Consider the following 13,943-nt stretch of genomic DNA (forward strand, 5'->3'; position numbering starts at 1 on the left):
ACACCAATGATCCGCGTCAGGCTACCGCGCGTGGATATGACCTAGTGTGCGTGGTCGAGGGGCGCGTCGGCGAGCCGATTCAAGGCGTCGAGCTGCTGCTGGACGCGGGTGGCGGCGTCGTCGCGGTGCTGGTCCCGGCAGAGGTCGAGCGCCTCCCGCCAGACCTCGCGGGCCTCGTCGACCTGGCCGAGAGCGCTGTGCGGGTGACCGAGCCCGTCGAGGACCTCGGCCGACTCCACCAGGCTGCCGGTGGCACGGAAGATGGCGAGGGCCTGCCGGTAGTGGTCGATGGCCTCGGCGTGGCGGCCGCTGTGGTGGGCGATGTAACCGAGGCTGTCCAGGGTGGCCGCCTCGCCGATGCTGTTGAGGTACAGCCGGTGCAGGGCGAGCGCGGCCCGGCAGTGCTCGCGGGCGGTGTCGTGGTCGCCCAGGTGCGCCGCGTACCAGCCCACGGCGTTGAGGGCGTGCGCTTCCAAGGTGGGCTTGCCTGCCTCGTGGTAGAGGTCGAGGGCGTGGTGGGCGTGGGCCAGGGCCCGCTGGGGATCGCCGCGCCGCCCCCACACTCCCGCGAGCTCGCGGTGCGCGTCGGCCTGGCCGCAGTGGTCCCGGTGGTGTTCGGCGAGAGCCAGGGCCTCGCCCACGCGGGCGACGGCCTCCTCGTCGTGGCCCAGCGCGGAGAGGGCCGAACCCAGCTGGCAGAGCGCGTCCACGTGGATGGCGATGTTGGTCTGGTGCGCGGCCGCGACGGCGGCGGCCCGCCAGACGACGAGCCGGTCGTGGGCGTGCCCGCGGCGGAGGTGGAAGGCGGACAGCCGGAGGGCCAGCTGCCAGACCGTCGGGTGCCACCGCTGGGCGATGGCGGTGCGCTGGGCGGCGAGCAGACAGGCGTGTTCGCCGTCGAACCAGGCCCATGCCGCCGTGATGTCCGGTAGTCGGTGGGAGACCGGGCCCGCGGCGGGTGCGTACAGGCGCGCCGGGTAGGCGACGGGGCCGAGGAGTCGATCGGCCGTGTAGGCGGTGTGGGTGTAGAAGTCGACCACGCGGCGCAGCGCGGACTCCCGCGTCTCGGCGGGCAGGTCGGCGGCGATGGTGGTCGCGTAGGCGCGGACCAGGTCGTGCATCGCGTACCGGCCGCCCGCCGTGCGGTCCATCAGGGAAGCCTCGGTCAACGCTCGCAGCACCGCGTGGGTCTCCCGGTCGGGCAGGCCGAGCAGGGCCGCAGCGCCGGGCAGGCCGATGTCCGGACCGGGGGCGACACCGAGCAGTGCGAACGCCTCACGTCGGCGATCGGTGAGGTGGCGCAGCGACCAGGACAGGACCGTGGGCAGGCCCGCTGTCCTGTCCTCGGAGTCCAGCGCGTCCAGGCCGAGCATGCGCAGTTCGGCGACGGTGTCGCGCAGCGGCAGCCGGGGATCCGCGCGGGCGGCGATCAGGCCCAGCGCCAAGGGGAACCCGCCGCAGAGGCCGACCAGCTCGGTGATCGCCGGTTCGTCCGCGTGCCCGAGCGCGGTGGTGAGCAGCGCGTGGGCCTCGGTGTCGGTGAGGACGTCCAGGTGGATCGGCCGGACGCCGGTGCGGGAGGCCAGGCCGAGCAGGTGGTTGCGACTGGTCACCAGGACGGCGCAGCGGTCGCCGCCGGGCAGCAGCGGGGTCACCTGGTCGGTGGTCGCCGCGTTGTCCAACACCAGCAGCACCCGCTTGTCGGCGAGATGGCTGCGGTAGAGGTCGGCGCGGCGATCCGGATCGGTGGGCTGGTGGTCCCGCTCGATACCGAGGGCCTCCAGGAAGCCTGCGAGGATCTCGGCCGGTTGCGCGGGGCCGTCGGTGGGGCTGAAGCCGTGCAGGTCCGCGAACAGCTGGCCGTCCGGGAAGCGGTGCCGGTTGTGGTGGGCCCAGGTCAGCGCGAGCCAGGTCTTGCCGATGCCGCCGGTGCCGTCGATCACGCACAGGCCCCCGGTCGCGGCGTCGGACAGGTTGTCGAGATCGGCCAGCCGGTCGGTCCGGCCGACGAAACCGCGCGGTGCCGGGGGCAGCTGTCGCGGTGTCGGCCGGTCCGGGGTCGCGTGCAGGTGGACGCCGCCGGTGATCGTGTGGGCCTGCACCGACGTCGTGGCCCCGACGGCCGTGTTCGACACCGCGATGTCCGGCTTGTCGGGCCGGTCCTCGGTCGTCATCGTCGGTCCCCCGGTGGTCGGCGATTCGGCGCTGGAAGTCGGGCGCCGGGAATCGATTGTGTTCCCCGGTTTCACTACCGGCACGTAGTCATCCGTTCGGGCGATCCGTTCCGGCGGCGAGGTTGTCGAGCTGTCGTTGGACGCGGGCCGCGTCGTCGGGGCGGCCTTGGGCTCGGTAGAGGGTGAGGGCTTCCTGCCAGGCCGTGCACGACTGGTTTGTGTGGCCGAGCGAGGCATGCGGGTGGCCAAGGCGGTCGAGGGTGTCGGCGCGGCGGTAGGTGTTGCCGACCTCCTCACTCAGGCGCAGAGAGTGTTCGTAGTGGTGGATCGCCTGATCGTGGTCGCCGCTGTTGTGTTCGGTGTAGCCGAGGGTGTCCAGGACGGCCGCTGTCCCGTCAGCGTTGTCGTGCGCGTGGTGGAGAGCCAGGGCAGCAGCACAGTAGGAACGGGCAAGGTCGTGCCTGCCGAGGCGGGTGGCGCACCAGGCTGCCTGGTTGAGGGCGATGGCTTCCCATACCTCGTTGTCGAGGGTGCGGAACAGGGTGACGGCCTCGGTCGCGTGCGCCATGGCCCGGGGGTCGTCGCCTTGGCGGCCGTGGGCGCGGCCCAGTTCGCGGTGGGCGTGGGCCTGCTGGGTGGTGTCGCCGCAGTGGTGGGCCAGGTCCAGGGCATGGCGCAGGTGGTGGATGCCCTGGTCGGGGCGGCCCAGGTCGGCGTGAGCGCGGCCGATGTGGCGGTGGGCGCGGACGCTCGTCTCCGGGGGGAGGTGTTCGGCGACGGACAGGACGGCGGTCCAGACGGTGATGCGGTCGTGCAGGCAGCCGCGGCGGTCGTGGTAGCCGGCGAGGGCCCAGGCCAGGTCCGCGACGGCCTGGTACCAGCCGTGGGCGACGGCGACGCGCTGGGCGGCGATGAGGTTGACGGTCTCGGCGTCGAACCAGGCCAGCGCGGCAGCGTCATCGGCCGGAACGAGGCCGCGCTCCTCCGTCGACAGGCCCGGTGGACAACTCATGAGGGAGCCCGGCCGGGCGGGTTGGCGGTGGGGGTTGAGGAGGTGGCAGGCGGTGTGGGCGGTGTGGATGTAGAAGTCGAGGACTCGGCGGGTGGCGGCTTCGGCCGGGGGGCTGAGGCTGATGGCGTAGGCGCGGACCAGGTCGTGCATCGCGTAACGCCCCCCGGGCGTCCGGTCGATCAGCGATGCCTCCACCAGCGCGCGCAACACCCCGTACGTCTCCCCCTCCGACAGCCCGGTCAGGTGCGCGGCGGCAGCCAACCCGATGTTCGGACCAGGCGCGATCCCCAGCAATGCGAACGCCGAGCGTCGGGGCGGGGTGAGGTGGCGTAGAGACCAGGACAGAACCGTGGGCAGGCTGGCGCTCGGGTCAGTGGAGTCCAACGCACCGAGTCCCTGTGTGCGTAGCTCGGCCACGGCATCCTCCAACGGCACCCGAGGATCGGCGGCGAACCGGGCCGCGATCACCCCCAAAGCCAGCGGGAACCCACCACACAACCGAACAAGCTCACCGTCCACACGTCCGAGAGACGTGGACAGCAGGGCGCGCGCCTCGGCATCGGTAAGCACATCCAGGTGCACGGCCCGCACCCCTTGACGACACACCAACCCGGGCAGATGGCTACGACTGGTCACCACCACGGTGCAGTTCGGCCCGCCGGGAAGCAACGGCATGACCTGCTCGGAGTCCAACGCGTTGTCCAGCACCACCAGCATCCGTTTGTCCGCGACCAGGCTCCGGAACAGATCGGAACGGCGGTCCCGGTTGTTGGGCTGGTTGTCCCGGTCGACACCGAGCGCCTCAAGGAAACCCGCCAGCACATCCGCAGGCAGCGCGTGCCCGGTGGGGCTGAAACCGTGCAGGTCGACGAACAGCTGCCCGTCCGGGAACCGGTCCCGGTTGCGATGTGCCCACGTCAACGCCAGCCAGGTCTTTCCGATCCCGCCCGTCCCGCCGATCACCGAGAACGGGGTGTCCAGCTCGGCCAACTGGTCGGCACGGCCGACGAAACCATGTGGGACAGGTGGGAGTTGTTGCGGGACGGGACGCAACGAGCGGGACTGGTTGATCGTGATCGTGTGGGCCTGGATGACCGTGCCGGATATCCCGGTCGCGGTGATCCGGTTCTCCCGAGCGGTCATGGTCGGTCCCCCTGGCCGGTGGTCACGAGGTATCGATCGTCCTCCGCGAGCGGCGCGCTAGTCGAGCAAACGCTGCACGCGGGCGGCGTCGTCGTGGCGGGACTGTTCCCGGAACAGGGTCAGGGCCTCCGCCCAGACCGCACGGGCCTGGTCTGTCCGGCCGAGCGCGGCAAGAGGTTGCCCCAGCCGGTCGAGGGTGTTGGCGACCTCGTAGGCGTCGCCGAGGTCGCGGAGGAGGGCGAGGGCGGCCTGGCAGTTCGCGCGGGCGGTGTCGTGGTCGCCGAGGCGGGCCGCGTACCAGCCGACGCCGTTGAGGGCGTGCGACGCGAGCGTGGGGCGGTCGGCCTCGGTGCAGAGGGCGAGGGCGCGCCGCGCGTGCCGGTACGCCCGCTCGTCGTCGCCTCGGATGCCCGCCGATCGCGGAGATCACCGTCAACGGTCCGGCCAGCTCCGTCAGCTGATCGGCACGCCCCACGAAACCGTGTGGGACAGGCGGGAGCTGTTGTGGAACGGGACGAGACGGAACGGGACTGAACGAGACGCTGCCGATCGTGTGTGCCTGCACCACCGGGCCGGACGGATCGCTGACGGTGTTGCGGACGTCCTCGGTCGGCATCGGCAGGCTCCCGTCCTGGAGGTTCCGACCTGGTGATCGTCCCCGATTACTCCGGTGTGTCGCCCCGGATCAGGTGGCGGAGGCGGGGGACGCGCTCGGAAAGCGGACGTTCGGCGCCGCGCGTGGTGGGGTTGTAGTAGTCGCGGGCGCGGAGGTTGTCCGGCGGGTACTGCTGGGTGAGGACGCCTTCCGGGACGTCGTGCGGGTACCGGTAGCCGGTGGCGTTGCCCAGCTTCTTGGCCCCCGCATAATGGCCGTCGCGCAGGTGGGCGGGGACGAGCCCGATATTGCCCGCGCGGACATCGGTCAACGCGGCGTCGATGGCGGTGATCACGGCGTTGGACTTGGGCGCCGTGGCGAGATGGATGGTGGCCTGGGCGAGCGCGAGCCGACCTTCCGGCATGCCGATCAGCTGGACGGCCTGGGCCGCGGCCACGGCGGCCTGCAACGCGGTGGGATCGGCCAGGCCGACGTCCTCGCTGGCGTGCACGACCAGGCGGCGGGCGATGAACCGGGGGTCCTCCCCCGCCTCGATCATGCGGGCCAGGTAGTGCAGGGCGGCGTCGACATCCGAACCGCGAATGGACTTGATGAACGCGCTGATGACGTCATAGTGCTGGTCGCCCTGACGGTCGTAGCGCACTGCGGCCTTGTCGACGGTTGCCTCGACCGTGGCGAGGTCGATTGCACCGTCCCGGGTCGCGAGCGCCGAGTCGGCGGCGGCCTCCAGCGCGGTGAGCGCCCGACGCGCGTCGCCGCCCGCGAGCCGGACCAGGTGGGCTTCGGCGTCCTCGTCGAGCGTGACGGTGCCGTTCAGACCGCGCTCATCGGCGACGGCGCGGCGGATGAGGGCCTGGACGTCGGTGTCGGTGAGCGGCTGGAGCTGGAGGACAAGGGAACGAGAGAGAAGAGGGGATACGACGGAGAAGAACGGGTTCTCGGTGGTAGCGGCAACGAGCAGGACGATCCGGTCTTCAACGGCACCGAGTAGTGCGTCCTGCTGAGTACGGGAGAACCGGTGGACCTCGTCGATGAACAGGACGGTCGACTCACCGGAGTGCGTCAACCGCCGACGCGCCTCGTCGATGACGGCCCGCACTTCCTTGACCCCGGCGGACAGCGCGGACAGCGCAACGAACCGGCGCCCGATCGCCGACGAGACGAGCGTGGCAAGGGTCGTCTTGCCGGTCCCGGGCGGACCGTAGAGCAGGATCGACGCGGGCGCGGCGCCCTCGACCAGGCGGCGCAGCGGGGCGCCGGGGCCGAGCAGGTGGTCCTGGCCGAGGACCTCGTCGAGCGTGGCTGGCCGCATCCGGACGGCGAGGGGCGTGTTGGCCTGGGCCTTCCGGACCGCGGCGGCCGAGGTCGGGGCGCCGAAGAGATCGAACTCCTGTTCCACAGGGTCCGACGCTACAGGTCGAACCGGGACTCCCGGATGGCGGCGACCAGCGCCCGCCACGAGCCGGGGACAAGGACGAGAGACCCGGCGACCCGGTTCTTGGTATCCCGCACGCCCACTGCGGTAGTGGTCATGCGCACCTCGACACAGTTCGCACTGTTGGCACCGCTACGGCTGCTCTTGAACCACCCGGTATCCAGCACCGAGGGAGACATCCGCTACTCCTTTGCGATCTCCACGATGAGCCGACGGGATTCCTTGCGGCTCAACGACAACTCCCAAACCCTGTAGAACGACAGTAGCATACGCTCGATCTCTCGCTCGCCGTCGTAGTAGGTGGACAAACCGAGGGCAGAGAACGAGTACGCCACCGGCGTACCTCGCTCTGCGAAAGCGAAGATCATGAGATTCGCGCCCCTGGCAGGGTTGCCATACGTATCGCCCCGCAGAATCCGGATGTTCAAGTCCGGATGCTTGTCCAGCAAGTCGAGCAGGTGGTTTAGCTGTTCCCGCATGACCTCCGGGCTCCCCATGTTGGCGCGCAGGGCATCCTCGGTTATCACGAAGCGCAGGATGCGCCGATGTCCTGACTCAAGGACGCGCGACTGGCGCTCCATTCGAAAGTAGAGACGATCCTCGCTTTGAGGATCATCGGTCTGCCACCAGATACCGTCCGCCTCGGCGAACAGCGCCTGGATGTAGCTCTGCGACTGCAGCAAGCCAGGGATGATGCCGGTCTCGAAGTGGTTGATCTCCGACGCACTCGCTTCAAGGTCAGCGAAACGGCGATACGCATCGGGCAGTTGGTCCACATAGACCCGTCGTTGCTGGCGTTTACGGGCCTGGGCGCCCAAGTCCGTGACAGTCGCGTGCTCCTCCCCCGTCACGCCGTAGCAGTCGAGGATCTTCTTCAGGTCTGTCTCGCTGGCGGTGGCCGTGCCGTCCTCCAGTTGCACGATCCGGGAGCGGACCTTGCCGACCGCCTCGGCGGCGGCCTGTTGGGTCTTGCCCGCGCGTTCGCGGAGGCGTCGAAGCACCAGTCCGAGCTGCCTGCGTTCGAAAGTGGGCCGCGCCTGCCCCATCGTCGCACCTTTCCTTCACCCCATCGGAGGACTGATTTCATCCCGACTGTCGCCCTATCCTTCAGGGCGACAGTCGGGCTTGAGCCGACCCTAGCGAAGACGGGAACCCATGAGCATCTTCACCAAGCAGGGCGTGTCGGTCGATCTCTGGATCGAGATGGCCGAGACCGTGCCCATGCACGTCGAGGTGGACCCACCGAACCAGGCGACGATCCACTTCGGGTCGAACAGCGACTACGTCGTCGTCCTGTGCCGGGAGAACCTGGTCCGGCTCGCCGAGGTCGCCACCGAGGCGCTGTGCACTCTGGACGCGGAGCTTAGCGCGAAATCATCCGTAGGCGGCAATTGACCCCGCGTCGGATTGGTTGCCGCCGTCGCCCGCACTCACCCCCAGTCGGGAGCGCGGGCGACGGCGGGGTCAGTTGGCCAGGACCCGCAGGTTCATGTCCCGCCAGGTCCACGGCGTGGGCCGTTGTGTCGTCGGGTCGAGCTTGACCACCGAGCGGCTCCCGGTCGCGTGCACCACGTCATCCGTCCCGAGACACCGGAACCCGTTCCGCATGCTGGTCCGCCCCAGGTGGTCCAGCGAGAGTTCCACCGCCAGCGGTCCCGTTCCACGGAACGGGACCTGGAACTCGATCTCGAACCTGCCGACGACCTGGTACTGGTCCGGGTTGTCCGCCACATCCGCCTGCCACGGGAACCCGTGTTCACCCAGGAACACCGCGAAGGCCCGTTCGACGTGCACCGCGAACCGGGCGTTGTGCAGGAACCCGAGCGGGTCCAGCTCGTCGAAGAACACGTGCCCGACGTGCCGGTACGTCGTCACATCCGCTCCGCGCGCAACCGCATCGCGTGTTCCGCGAGCATCAGGACCGGCAACGTCGTCGTCGCGCGGGGGCTGACCGGCATGACCGACGCGTCGATCACCGACAGGCCCTCGATCTCGTGGACCCGGCACAGCTCGTCCACCACGGCGTCCCGGTCCCGTCCCATCCGGCAGGTCCCGACCGGGTGGTGGTACGTCCCGATCCCGGAACCGGTGTCCCGTTCCGCCACCAACACATCCGCCAGCGGCGACCGGGCCGCCAACCGCCGGACCACCTTCAGCCCGGCCGCGAGCCTGGGCGCGTCCGCCGGGTGTCCCAGGAATCCCGGATCGATCAGCGGTGTTCCATCCGGCGTCCGCAACCGGACGGAACCGACCGAGCGCGGGGCGACCAGTCCCACCGTCATCCGGAAGTCGTGGCCGGTCACATGCCCGTCCGGCTCGGCCGTGGGTCCGGTGGCCACCGCGTGGATGTGCAGGTCGATGTCGGGCTCGGCCGGGGTGCTGCGCAAGGTGATCATCGTGCGCAGCGGGGCGGCCGGACCGTTCTTCTCCTCCGGCTTCGCCGCGAACACGGCCATGGTGGCGGGGTGTTCACGCAGGTTGGAACCGACTCCCGGGACATCCGCAACAACCTCGACACCCACGTCCCGCAGGTGGTCGGCCGGGCCGATTCCGGAACGCAGCAACACGACGGGACTCCCGTACGCGCCCGCGCACAGGATCACCTCCCCCGCGTGGATCTCCTCGCCGTAGTCCAGCCGCACGCCGACGACCCGCCTGTTCCGGATCACCAGCCCGGCGACCTCGGTGTCGGCCAGGATCTCCAGGTTCGGGTGTCGGGCGGCCTCGGCCAGGTAGACCAGTGCCGCGTTGTACCGGATCCCGTCCACCTGGTTGAGCGGCGTCAACCCGACGCCCATCGCGTCCGGCGCGTTGAGGTCGGCCGCGAAGGAAAAGCCTTCACTTTCCGCGGCTTCCAGGAACCGCTGTTGCGAATCCGTCAGGCCGTCCCGTCCCGAACTCCGGACCGGGACATGTCCCGGTTCCGTTCCGTCCCGGTCCTCGATCGCGGCATAGACCGGGGCGACCTCGTCCCACGACCACCGCGGGAGTCCCGGATCCGCCCAGGCCCGGTGGTCGGCGGGACGGGACCGCAACGCGACGCAGTAGTTCACCGAGGTCGACCCGCCGACGACCTTCCCCCTCGGCAGCGGCAGTCCCGCCGCCGCGTACTCCCAGTCGGGACCGCGCGGGATCCCGTAGCCGTCGATCAGGTCCACGGGCCAGTCGGCGCGGCTCGGGAAGTACGCCCCGGCCTCGATGAGCAGCACAGTCCGGCCCGGGTCGGCAGCCAACCGATTCGCGACCAGACACCCCGCGGCCCCCGCCCCGACGACGATCACGTCGTGTGTCATGCCCGGACGCTAACACATAAGTACGATCGACCGTGCGGTTAGTTTTCCCATGATCATCCGGAGCGGATCGTGCGATCCGGATCGACGTTGCCCCGGTCCCGTACGATCTGTGCAGGTTCCGGGCGGATTCACCGGGCGGCAGGCCCGGTGACCTGCGCTGAGAGTGGTAGATGACCGAGGCACGGGTAGACGGACGCGTCCAGCGCGGCAACCACACGCGGGCACTGATCGTGGCGCGGGCGGTGGACATCGCGTCCGTGGAGGGGCTGGGCAGCCTGTCGCTGGGGCGGCTGTCGGCCGAGCTGAACATCAGCAAGAGCGGGGTGTTCGGCCTCTTCGGCTCCAAGGAAGAACTGCAGATCGCCACGATCGACGCGGCCACGCGCATCTACGTCGACACCGTGGTCACCCCGGTGCTGGATCTCTCCCCCGGGCTGGCCAAGGTGTGGCGGCTGTGCTTGAGCTGGTTGGACTATTCGCGCGGTCGAGTCTTCCCCGGCGGGTGCTTCTTCTACGCGGTGGCCGCCGAGTACGACGCGCAACCGGGACGGGTACGGGACGTGATCGTCGCCTTGTCCGCGCGGTGGGACAGACTGGTACGGCGGGTCATCGAGGAGGCCAGGACCGGCGGGGAGATCGCGGGCGAGGTCGAGACGGCGCAGCTGGCGTTCGAGCTGATCGCGTTCATGGAGACCGCCAACTCGCTGTCGGTGCTCAACGACGACATCGCGGTGTACGACCGGGCGCGGGCCGCCATCCGGACGATCCTGCGCTGCTCCGCGACCGATCCCGCGCTCGTCCCGGAATGACCTTCCCGGGCCGGTCGGGTACACCTTCCTTTCACGGCGCCCGATATTCCCGGGCCCACGGGCTGGACCCGTGCCGTGCGGCGGTTGACCCCGCCCGGCCGCGGTGATCCGATGGGAACCGACACCTGAGTGATCCGGAGGTCCCGTTGTCCAGCATCGTCGTCCTTTCCGGCAGCCCGTCGGCCACCTCCCGCACGGCCGCGCTGGCCGGGCTCCTGTCGGAGCGCCTGCGTGGGCACGGGCACGACCTGCGGCTGATCCACGTGCGCGACCTGCCCGCCCAGGCGCTGTTGCACGCGGACTTCGCCGACCCGGCGATCGTGGACGTCACCGCGGCGATCACCGCGGCGGACGGGGTGGTCGTGGCGTCGCCGGTGTACAAGGCGGCTTATACCGGACTCCTGAAGTCCTTGCTGGACCTGCTGCCGCAGTTCGCCCTGGCGGGTAAGACCGTGCTGCCGGTGTTGACCGGCGGCAGCCCGGCGCACGTGCTGGCGCTGGACTACGCACTGCGGCCGGTGCTGTCCTCGCTCGGGGCGCACCACGTGGTGCCGGGATGGTTCGTGCTGGACAAGCACATCGAGGTCAGCGCCACCGGCGTGGTGCTGCACGCGGACTCGGAGAAGCCGTTGCTGTCCGTTGTGGACACTTTCGCGGCGGTGCTGGACGGGGCGCCCGCGACGGTTCCGCTGGCGGGCTGATTTCGGACCGGTCGTTCCACCTTCCCATCCGGTGGACACGGGGCGTGATGTGTTGACCGCGCGCGGTCGCGGTGTTCGGATAGGTGTGTGCCCACGGTGACGGTCGTCCGCAGCCTGACTCGACGCAGGCATGTCGACTTCGTCCGTGTGTGCAGCCAGGGTTGTTCGCTCTGACCCCTGCATTGCACCGATTCCACACCTCTCCCGGCCTGATCGCGGGGTTCCGTCATGCCCGAACCACTGAAGTTCGCCTATTGGGTGCCCAATGTCAGCGGCGGCCTGGTCGTCAGCGACATCGAACAACGCACCGACTGGTCCTACGAGTACAACCGCGAGCTTGCCGTGCTCGCCGAGCACAACGGCTTCGACTATGCCCTGAGCCAGGTCCGGTACATGGCCAGCTACGGGGCCGCGTACCAGCACGAGTCCACGAGCTTCAGCCTGGCGCTGTTACTCGCGACGCAACGGCTCAAGGTGATCGCGGCAGTCCACCCGGGCCTGTGGCATCCGGCCGTGCTGGCCAAGTTCATCGCCACGGCCGACCACCTGTCCGGCGGCCGAGCGGCGGTCAACGTCGTGTCCGGCTGGTTCAAGGGCGAGTTCACCGCGCTCGGTGAACCATGGCTGGAACATGACGAACGGTACCGGCGCTCCGAGGAGTTCATCCGGGTACTCCGAGCAAGCTGGACCGAGGACGACGCCCAGTTCGCCGGAGATTTCTACCGGCTGCGCGGCTACGACCTGAAGCCCAAGCCGCTGCACCTCCCGGAGATCTTCCAGGGCGGCAACTCCACGGCGGCCCGCGCGATGGCGGGCCGGGTATCGGACTGGTACTTCAGCAACGGCAAGGACTTCGACGGCGTCCGCGACCAGATCGCCGAGGTGAACGCCGCCGCTGAGCCGTACAGACGGACGGTCCGGTTCGGTCTCAACGGTTTCGTCATCGCCCGGGACACCGAGGCCGAGGCCCGGGAGACGCTGCGCGAGATCGTGGCGAAGGCGAATCCCGACGCGGTGCACGGGTTCCGGGACGCGGTGCAACAAGCCGGGAGTTCCACCTCGGACCGGAAGGGCATGTGGGCGGACTCGTCGTTCGAGGACCTGGTCCAGTACAACGACGGGTTCCGGACGCGGCTCATCGGCACCCCGGAACAGATCGCCCACCGCCTGGTCGAGTATCGAGCCCTGGGCGTCGACCTGGCATTGCTGGGATTCCTGCACTACCACGAGGAAATCTCGTACTTCGGCACGAAGGTCCTGCCGATCGTGCGCGCTTTGGAGGCCGAACGCTCGGCCCTGACCGTGTGAGGACGGAACAGATGACGACGACGGAGTCGGACTGGGCGAAAACCACCCCCACCACCGAGGCCGATTGGCTGACCCGGGCAGGCGAGGTATCGGCACTGCTGGCGGTGGACGCCGTCGCGCGGGATCGGGAAGGGCGGACACCTTATGCGGAAGTGCAACTGCTGAAGGATTCCGGCCTGGTGACCCTGCTCGGACCGGTGGAACACGGTGGTGGCGGCCAGGAATGGCCGTTGGCGTACAAGATCGTGCGCGAGATCGCGAAGGCCGATGGCTCGATCGGCCAGCTGCTCGGCTACCACTACCTGTGGTTCTGGGCCGCGCGGCTGGTGGGGACGCCTGAACAGATCACGGCCGTGGAGGAACTGGCGACTGCCAACCGGTTCTTCTTCGGCGGAGCGGTGAACCCCCGGGACAATGACGTGACCATCCGGGACGACGGGGACTCCATCGTCTACAACGGACGAAAATCCTTCTCGACGGGAAGCAAGGTTTCCGATCTGACAGTGTTGGAAGGGGTGCTGGAGGGGACGGACAAGCACATCTTCGCGATCGTCCCGTCCACTGTGGAAGGTCTGACCTTCCATGACGACTGGGACAACATCGGCCAGCGACTGACCGAGTCGGGCAGCGTGACGATCTCCGACGTGCGAGTGGACTGGGCGTCGGCGGCGGGGTATGTGGACAAGGAGTTCACGCCTCGGGTGTACAACACGTTGAACGTGCCGACGATTCAGCTGGTATTCGTGAACTTCTATCTCGGGATCGCGCGCGGGGCTTTGGAGACGGCGCGGACGTATACCGGGTCGAAGTCGCGGTCCTGGCTGCACGGCGGATATTCGCGGGCGGTGGATGAGCCGTATGTGATTGACGCGTATGGGGATTTCACGTCGAAACTGTGGGCGGTGGAGGCTTTCGCGGACCAGGTCGCCTTGGAGGCGTTGGAGATCCACCGCGACCCGGCGGGTGTTTCCGAACGCGCGCGGGGCGAACACGAGGTGCGGGTGGCGGCGGTGAAGGCCCGGGCCACGGAGGTGGCACTGGAGATCACGTCGGGGGTCTTCGAGGTGACGGGCGCGCGGTCGACGGCTTCGCGGGAGGGGTTGGACCGGTTCTGGCGCAACGTCCGGACGCACACGCTGCATGATCCGGTGGCGTACAAACGGCGGGAGGTGGGGGTGTTCGTGTTGCGGGATGAGATCCCGGAACCGACCTGGTACTCGTGATGCTCGCGGGGCCCGGTTTCGTACCGGGCCCCGCTCAGCCGAACTGACTCTCGAAGGGTGCCGCCTCCCGCCAGTCCACACAGGTGGGACGGGTACGGGTGACGATGAACTCGGTCAGGACCTGGTAGACGGTGTCGATGGGGACCTCGGAGAACGGCGGGAGGCCGGTCTCCTCGGCACCACCGAAGTGGTAGGTGACCCAATCGGAATTGGTGCCGATGGTGGGCAC

14 protein-coding genes are annotated in these 13,943 nt (G+C 69.3%); 5 read left to right on the forward strand and 9 right to left on the reverse strand.

What is annotated here, in order from left to right; translation table 11 throughout:
• Positions 1 to 41 precede the first annotated feature (41 nt).
• The 6 genes from C503_RS41515 to C503_RS0131445 form a co-directional block, all read right to left on the reverse strand.
• Positions 42 to 2,174 (reverse strand): ATP-binding protein, encoded by a 2,133-nt coding sequence (locus tag C503_RS41515; protein ID WP_084477413.1) that lies wholly within the window; start codon positions 2,172 to 2,174, stop codon positions 42 to 44.
• 88 nt (positions 2,175 to 2,262) lie between these two features.
• Positions 2,263 to 4,329 (reverse strand): ATP-binding protein, encoded by a 2,067-nt coding sequence (locus tag C503_RS48650; RefSeq protein ID WP_033401247.1) that lies wholly within the window; start codon positions 4,327 to 4,329, stop codon positions 2,263 to 2,265.
• A 57-nt stretch (positions 4,330 to 4,386) separates the two neighbouring features.
• A complete protein-coding gene (locus tag C503_RS45130; RefSeq protein WP_084477415.1) occupies positions 4,387 to 4,737 on the reverse strand; it encodes a tetratricopeptide repeat protein in 351 nt (116 codons plus the stop codon).
• A 254-nt stretch (positions 4,738 to 4,991) separates the two neighbouring features.
• Positions 4,992 to 6,344 (reverse strand): replication-associated recombination protein A, encoded by a 1,353-nt coding sequence (locus C503_RS0131435; protein ID WP_018686207.1) that lies wholly within the window; start codon positions 6,342 to 6,344, stop codon positions 4,992 to 4,994.
• 11 nt (positions 6,345 to 6,355) lie between these two features.
• Positions 6,356 to 6,478: a DUF397 domain-containing protein gene (locus C503_RS48975; RefSeq protein WP_425393545.1), complete on the reverse strand. Its 123-nt coding sequence runs from the start codon at positions 6,476 to 6,478 to the stop codon at positions 6,356 to 6,358.
• 84 nt (positions 6,479 to 6,562) lie between these two features.
• Positions 6,563 to 7,426 carry a helix-turn-helix domain-containing protein gene (locus C503_RS0131445; RefSeq protein ID WP_018686209.1) on the reverse strand — a complete coding sequence of 288 codons (864 nt, stop codon included), beginning with the start codon at positions 7,424 to 7,426 and terminating at the stop codon, positions 6,563 to 6,565.
• Positions 7,427 to 7,535: 109 nt separating this feature from the next.
• Between C503_RS0131445 and C503_RS0131450 the strand changes: the two genes are divergently transcribed.
• Positions 7,536 to 7,775, forward strand: coding sequence for a hypothetical protein (locus C503_RS0131450; RefSeq protein WP_018686210.1), 240 nt, complete (start codon positions 7,536 to 7,538; stop codon positions 7,773 to 7,775).
• A gap of 69 nt (positions 7,776 to 7,844) precedes the next feature.
• Here C503_RS0131450 and C503_RS0131455 read toward each other — a convergent pair whose 3' ends face one another.
• Entirely contained in the window at positions 7,845 to 8,255 is a 411-nt protein-coding gene (locus C503_RS0131455) for an acyl-CoA thioesterase (RefSeq protein WP_018686211.1), read from the reverse strand.
• Positions 8,252 to 9,673, reverse strand: a complete 1,422-nt coding sequence (locus tag C503_RS41525) for a GMC family oxidoreductase (RefSeq protein ID WP_018686212.1) — start codon at positions 9,671 to 9,673, stop codon at positions 8,252 to 8,254. The genes C503_RS0131455 and C503_RS41525 overlap by 4 nt, the downstream gene beginning before the upstream one ends.
• Positions 9,674 to 9,843: 170 nt before the next feature.
• Between C503_RS41525 and C503_RS0131465 the strand changes: the two genes are divergently transcribed.
• The 4 genes from C503_RS0131465 (at position 9,844) to C503_RS0131480 (ending at position 13,714) form a co-directional block, all read left to right on the forward strand.
• Positions 9,844 to 10,482: a TetR/AcrR family transcriptional regulator gene (locus C503_RS0131465; protein ID WP_018686213.1), complete on the forward strand. Its 639-nt coding sequence runs from the start codon at positions 9,844 to 9,846 to the stop codon at positions 10,480 to 10,482.
• Between the two features lie 146 nt (positions 10,483 to 10,628).
• Positions 10,629 to 11,183: an NADPH-dependent FMN reductase gene (gene ssuE / locus C503_RS0131470; RefSeq protein ID WP_018686214.1), complete on the forward strand. Its 555-nt coding sequence runs from the start codon at positions 10,629 to 10,631 to the stop codon at positions 11,181 to 11,183.
• A 228-nt stretch (positions 11,184 to 11,411) separates the two neighbouring features.
• A complete protein-coding gene (gene sfnG, locus C503_RS0131475; protein WP_018686215.1) occupies positions 11,412 to 12,491 on the forward strand; it encodes a dimethylsulfone monooxygenase SfnG in 1,080 nt (359 codons plus the stop codon).
• A gap of 11 nt (positions 12,492 to 12,502) precedes the next feature.
• Complete coding sequence (locus C503_RS0131480) at positions 12,503 to 13,714, forward strand: acyl-CoA dehydrogenase family protein (RefSeq protein ID WP_018686216.1); 1,212 nt, start codon at positions 12,503 to 12,505, stop codon at positions 13,712 to 13,714.
• 34 nt (positions 13,715 to 13,748) lie between these two features.
• On the opposite strand, the gene C503_RS0131485 is transcribed toward C503_RS0131480, so the two are convergent.
• Positions 13,749 to 13,943: Imm1 family immunity protein (locus C503_RS0131485; protein ID WP_026316891.1), on the reverse strand; the 195-nt coding region annotated here is incomplete at its 5' end.

Source organism: Actinokineospora enzanensis DSM 44649, from assembly GCF_000374445.1.
Classification (GTDB): domain Bacteria; phylum Actinomycetota; class Actinomycetes; order Mycobacteriales; family Pseudonocardiaceae; genus Actinokineospora; species Actinokineospora enzanensis.

Bases quoted from the DNA above. Each gene is read 5' to 3' on its own strand.
- C503_RS41525 (WP_018686212.1), bottom strand. From the start codon at position 9,673: ATGACACACGACGTGATCGTCGTCGGGGCGGGGGCCGCGGGGTGTCTG.
- C503_RS0131465 (WP_018686213.1), top strand. From the start codon at position 9,844: ATGACCGAGGCACGGGTAGACGGACGCGTCCAGCGCGGCAACCACACG.
- C503_RS48975 (WP_425393545.1), bottom strand. From the start codon at position 6,478: ATGACCACTACCGCAGTGGGCGTGCGGGATACCAAGAACCGGGTCGCC.
- C503_RS0131480 (WP_018686216.1), top strand. From the start codon at position 12,503: ATGACGACGACGGAGTCGGACTGGGCGAAAACCACCCCCACCACCGAG.
- C503_RS0131445 (WP_018686209.1), bottom strand. From the start codon at position 7,426: ATGGGGCAGGCGCGGCCCACTTTCGAACGCAGGCAGCTCGGACTGGTG.
- C503_RS41515 (WP_084477413.1), bottom strand. From the start codon at position 2,174: ATGACGACCGAGGACCGGCCCGACAAGCCGGACATCGCGGTGTCGAAC.
- sfnG (WP_018686215.1), top strand. From the start codon at position 11,412: ATGCCCGAACCACTGAAGTTCGCCTATTGGGTGCCCAATGTCAGCGGC.
- C503_RS48650 (WP_033401247.1), bottom strand. From the start codon at position 4,329: ATGACCGCTCGGGAGAACCGGATCACCGCGACCGGGATATCCGGCACG.
- C503_RS0131450 (WP_018686210.1), top strand. From the start codon at position 7,536: ATGAGCATCTTCACCAAGCAGGGCGTGTCGGTCGATCTCTGGATCGAG.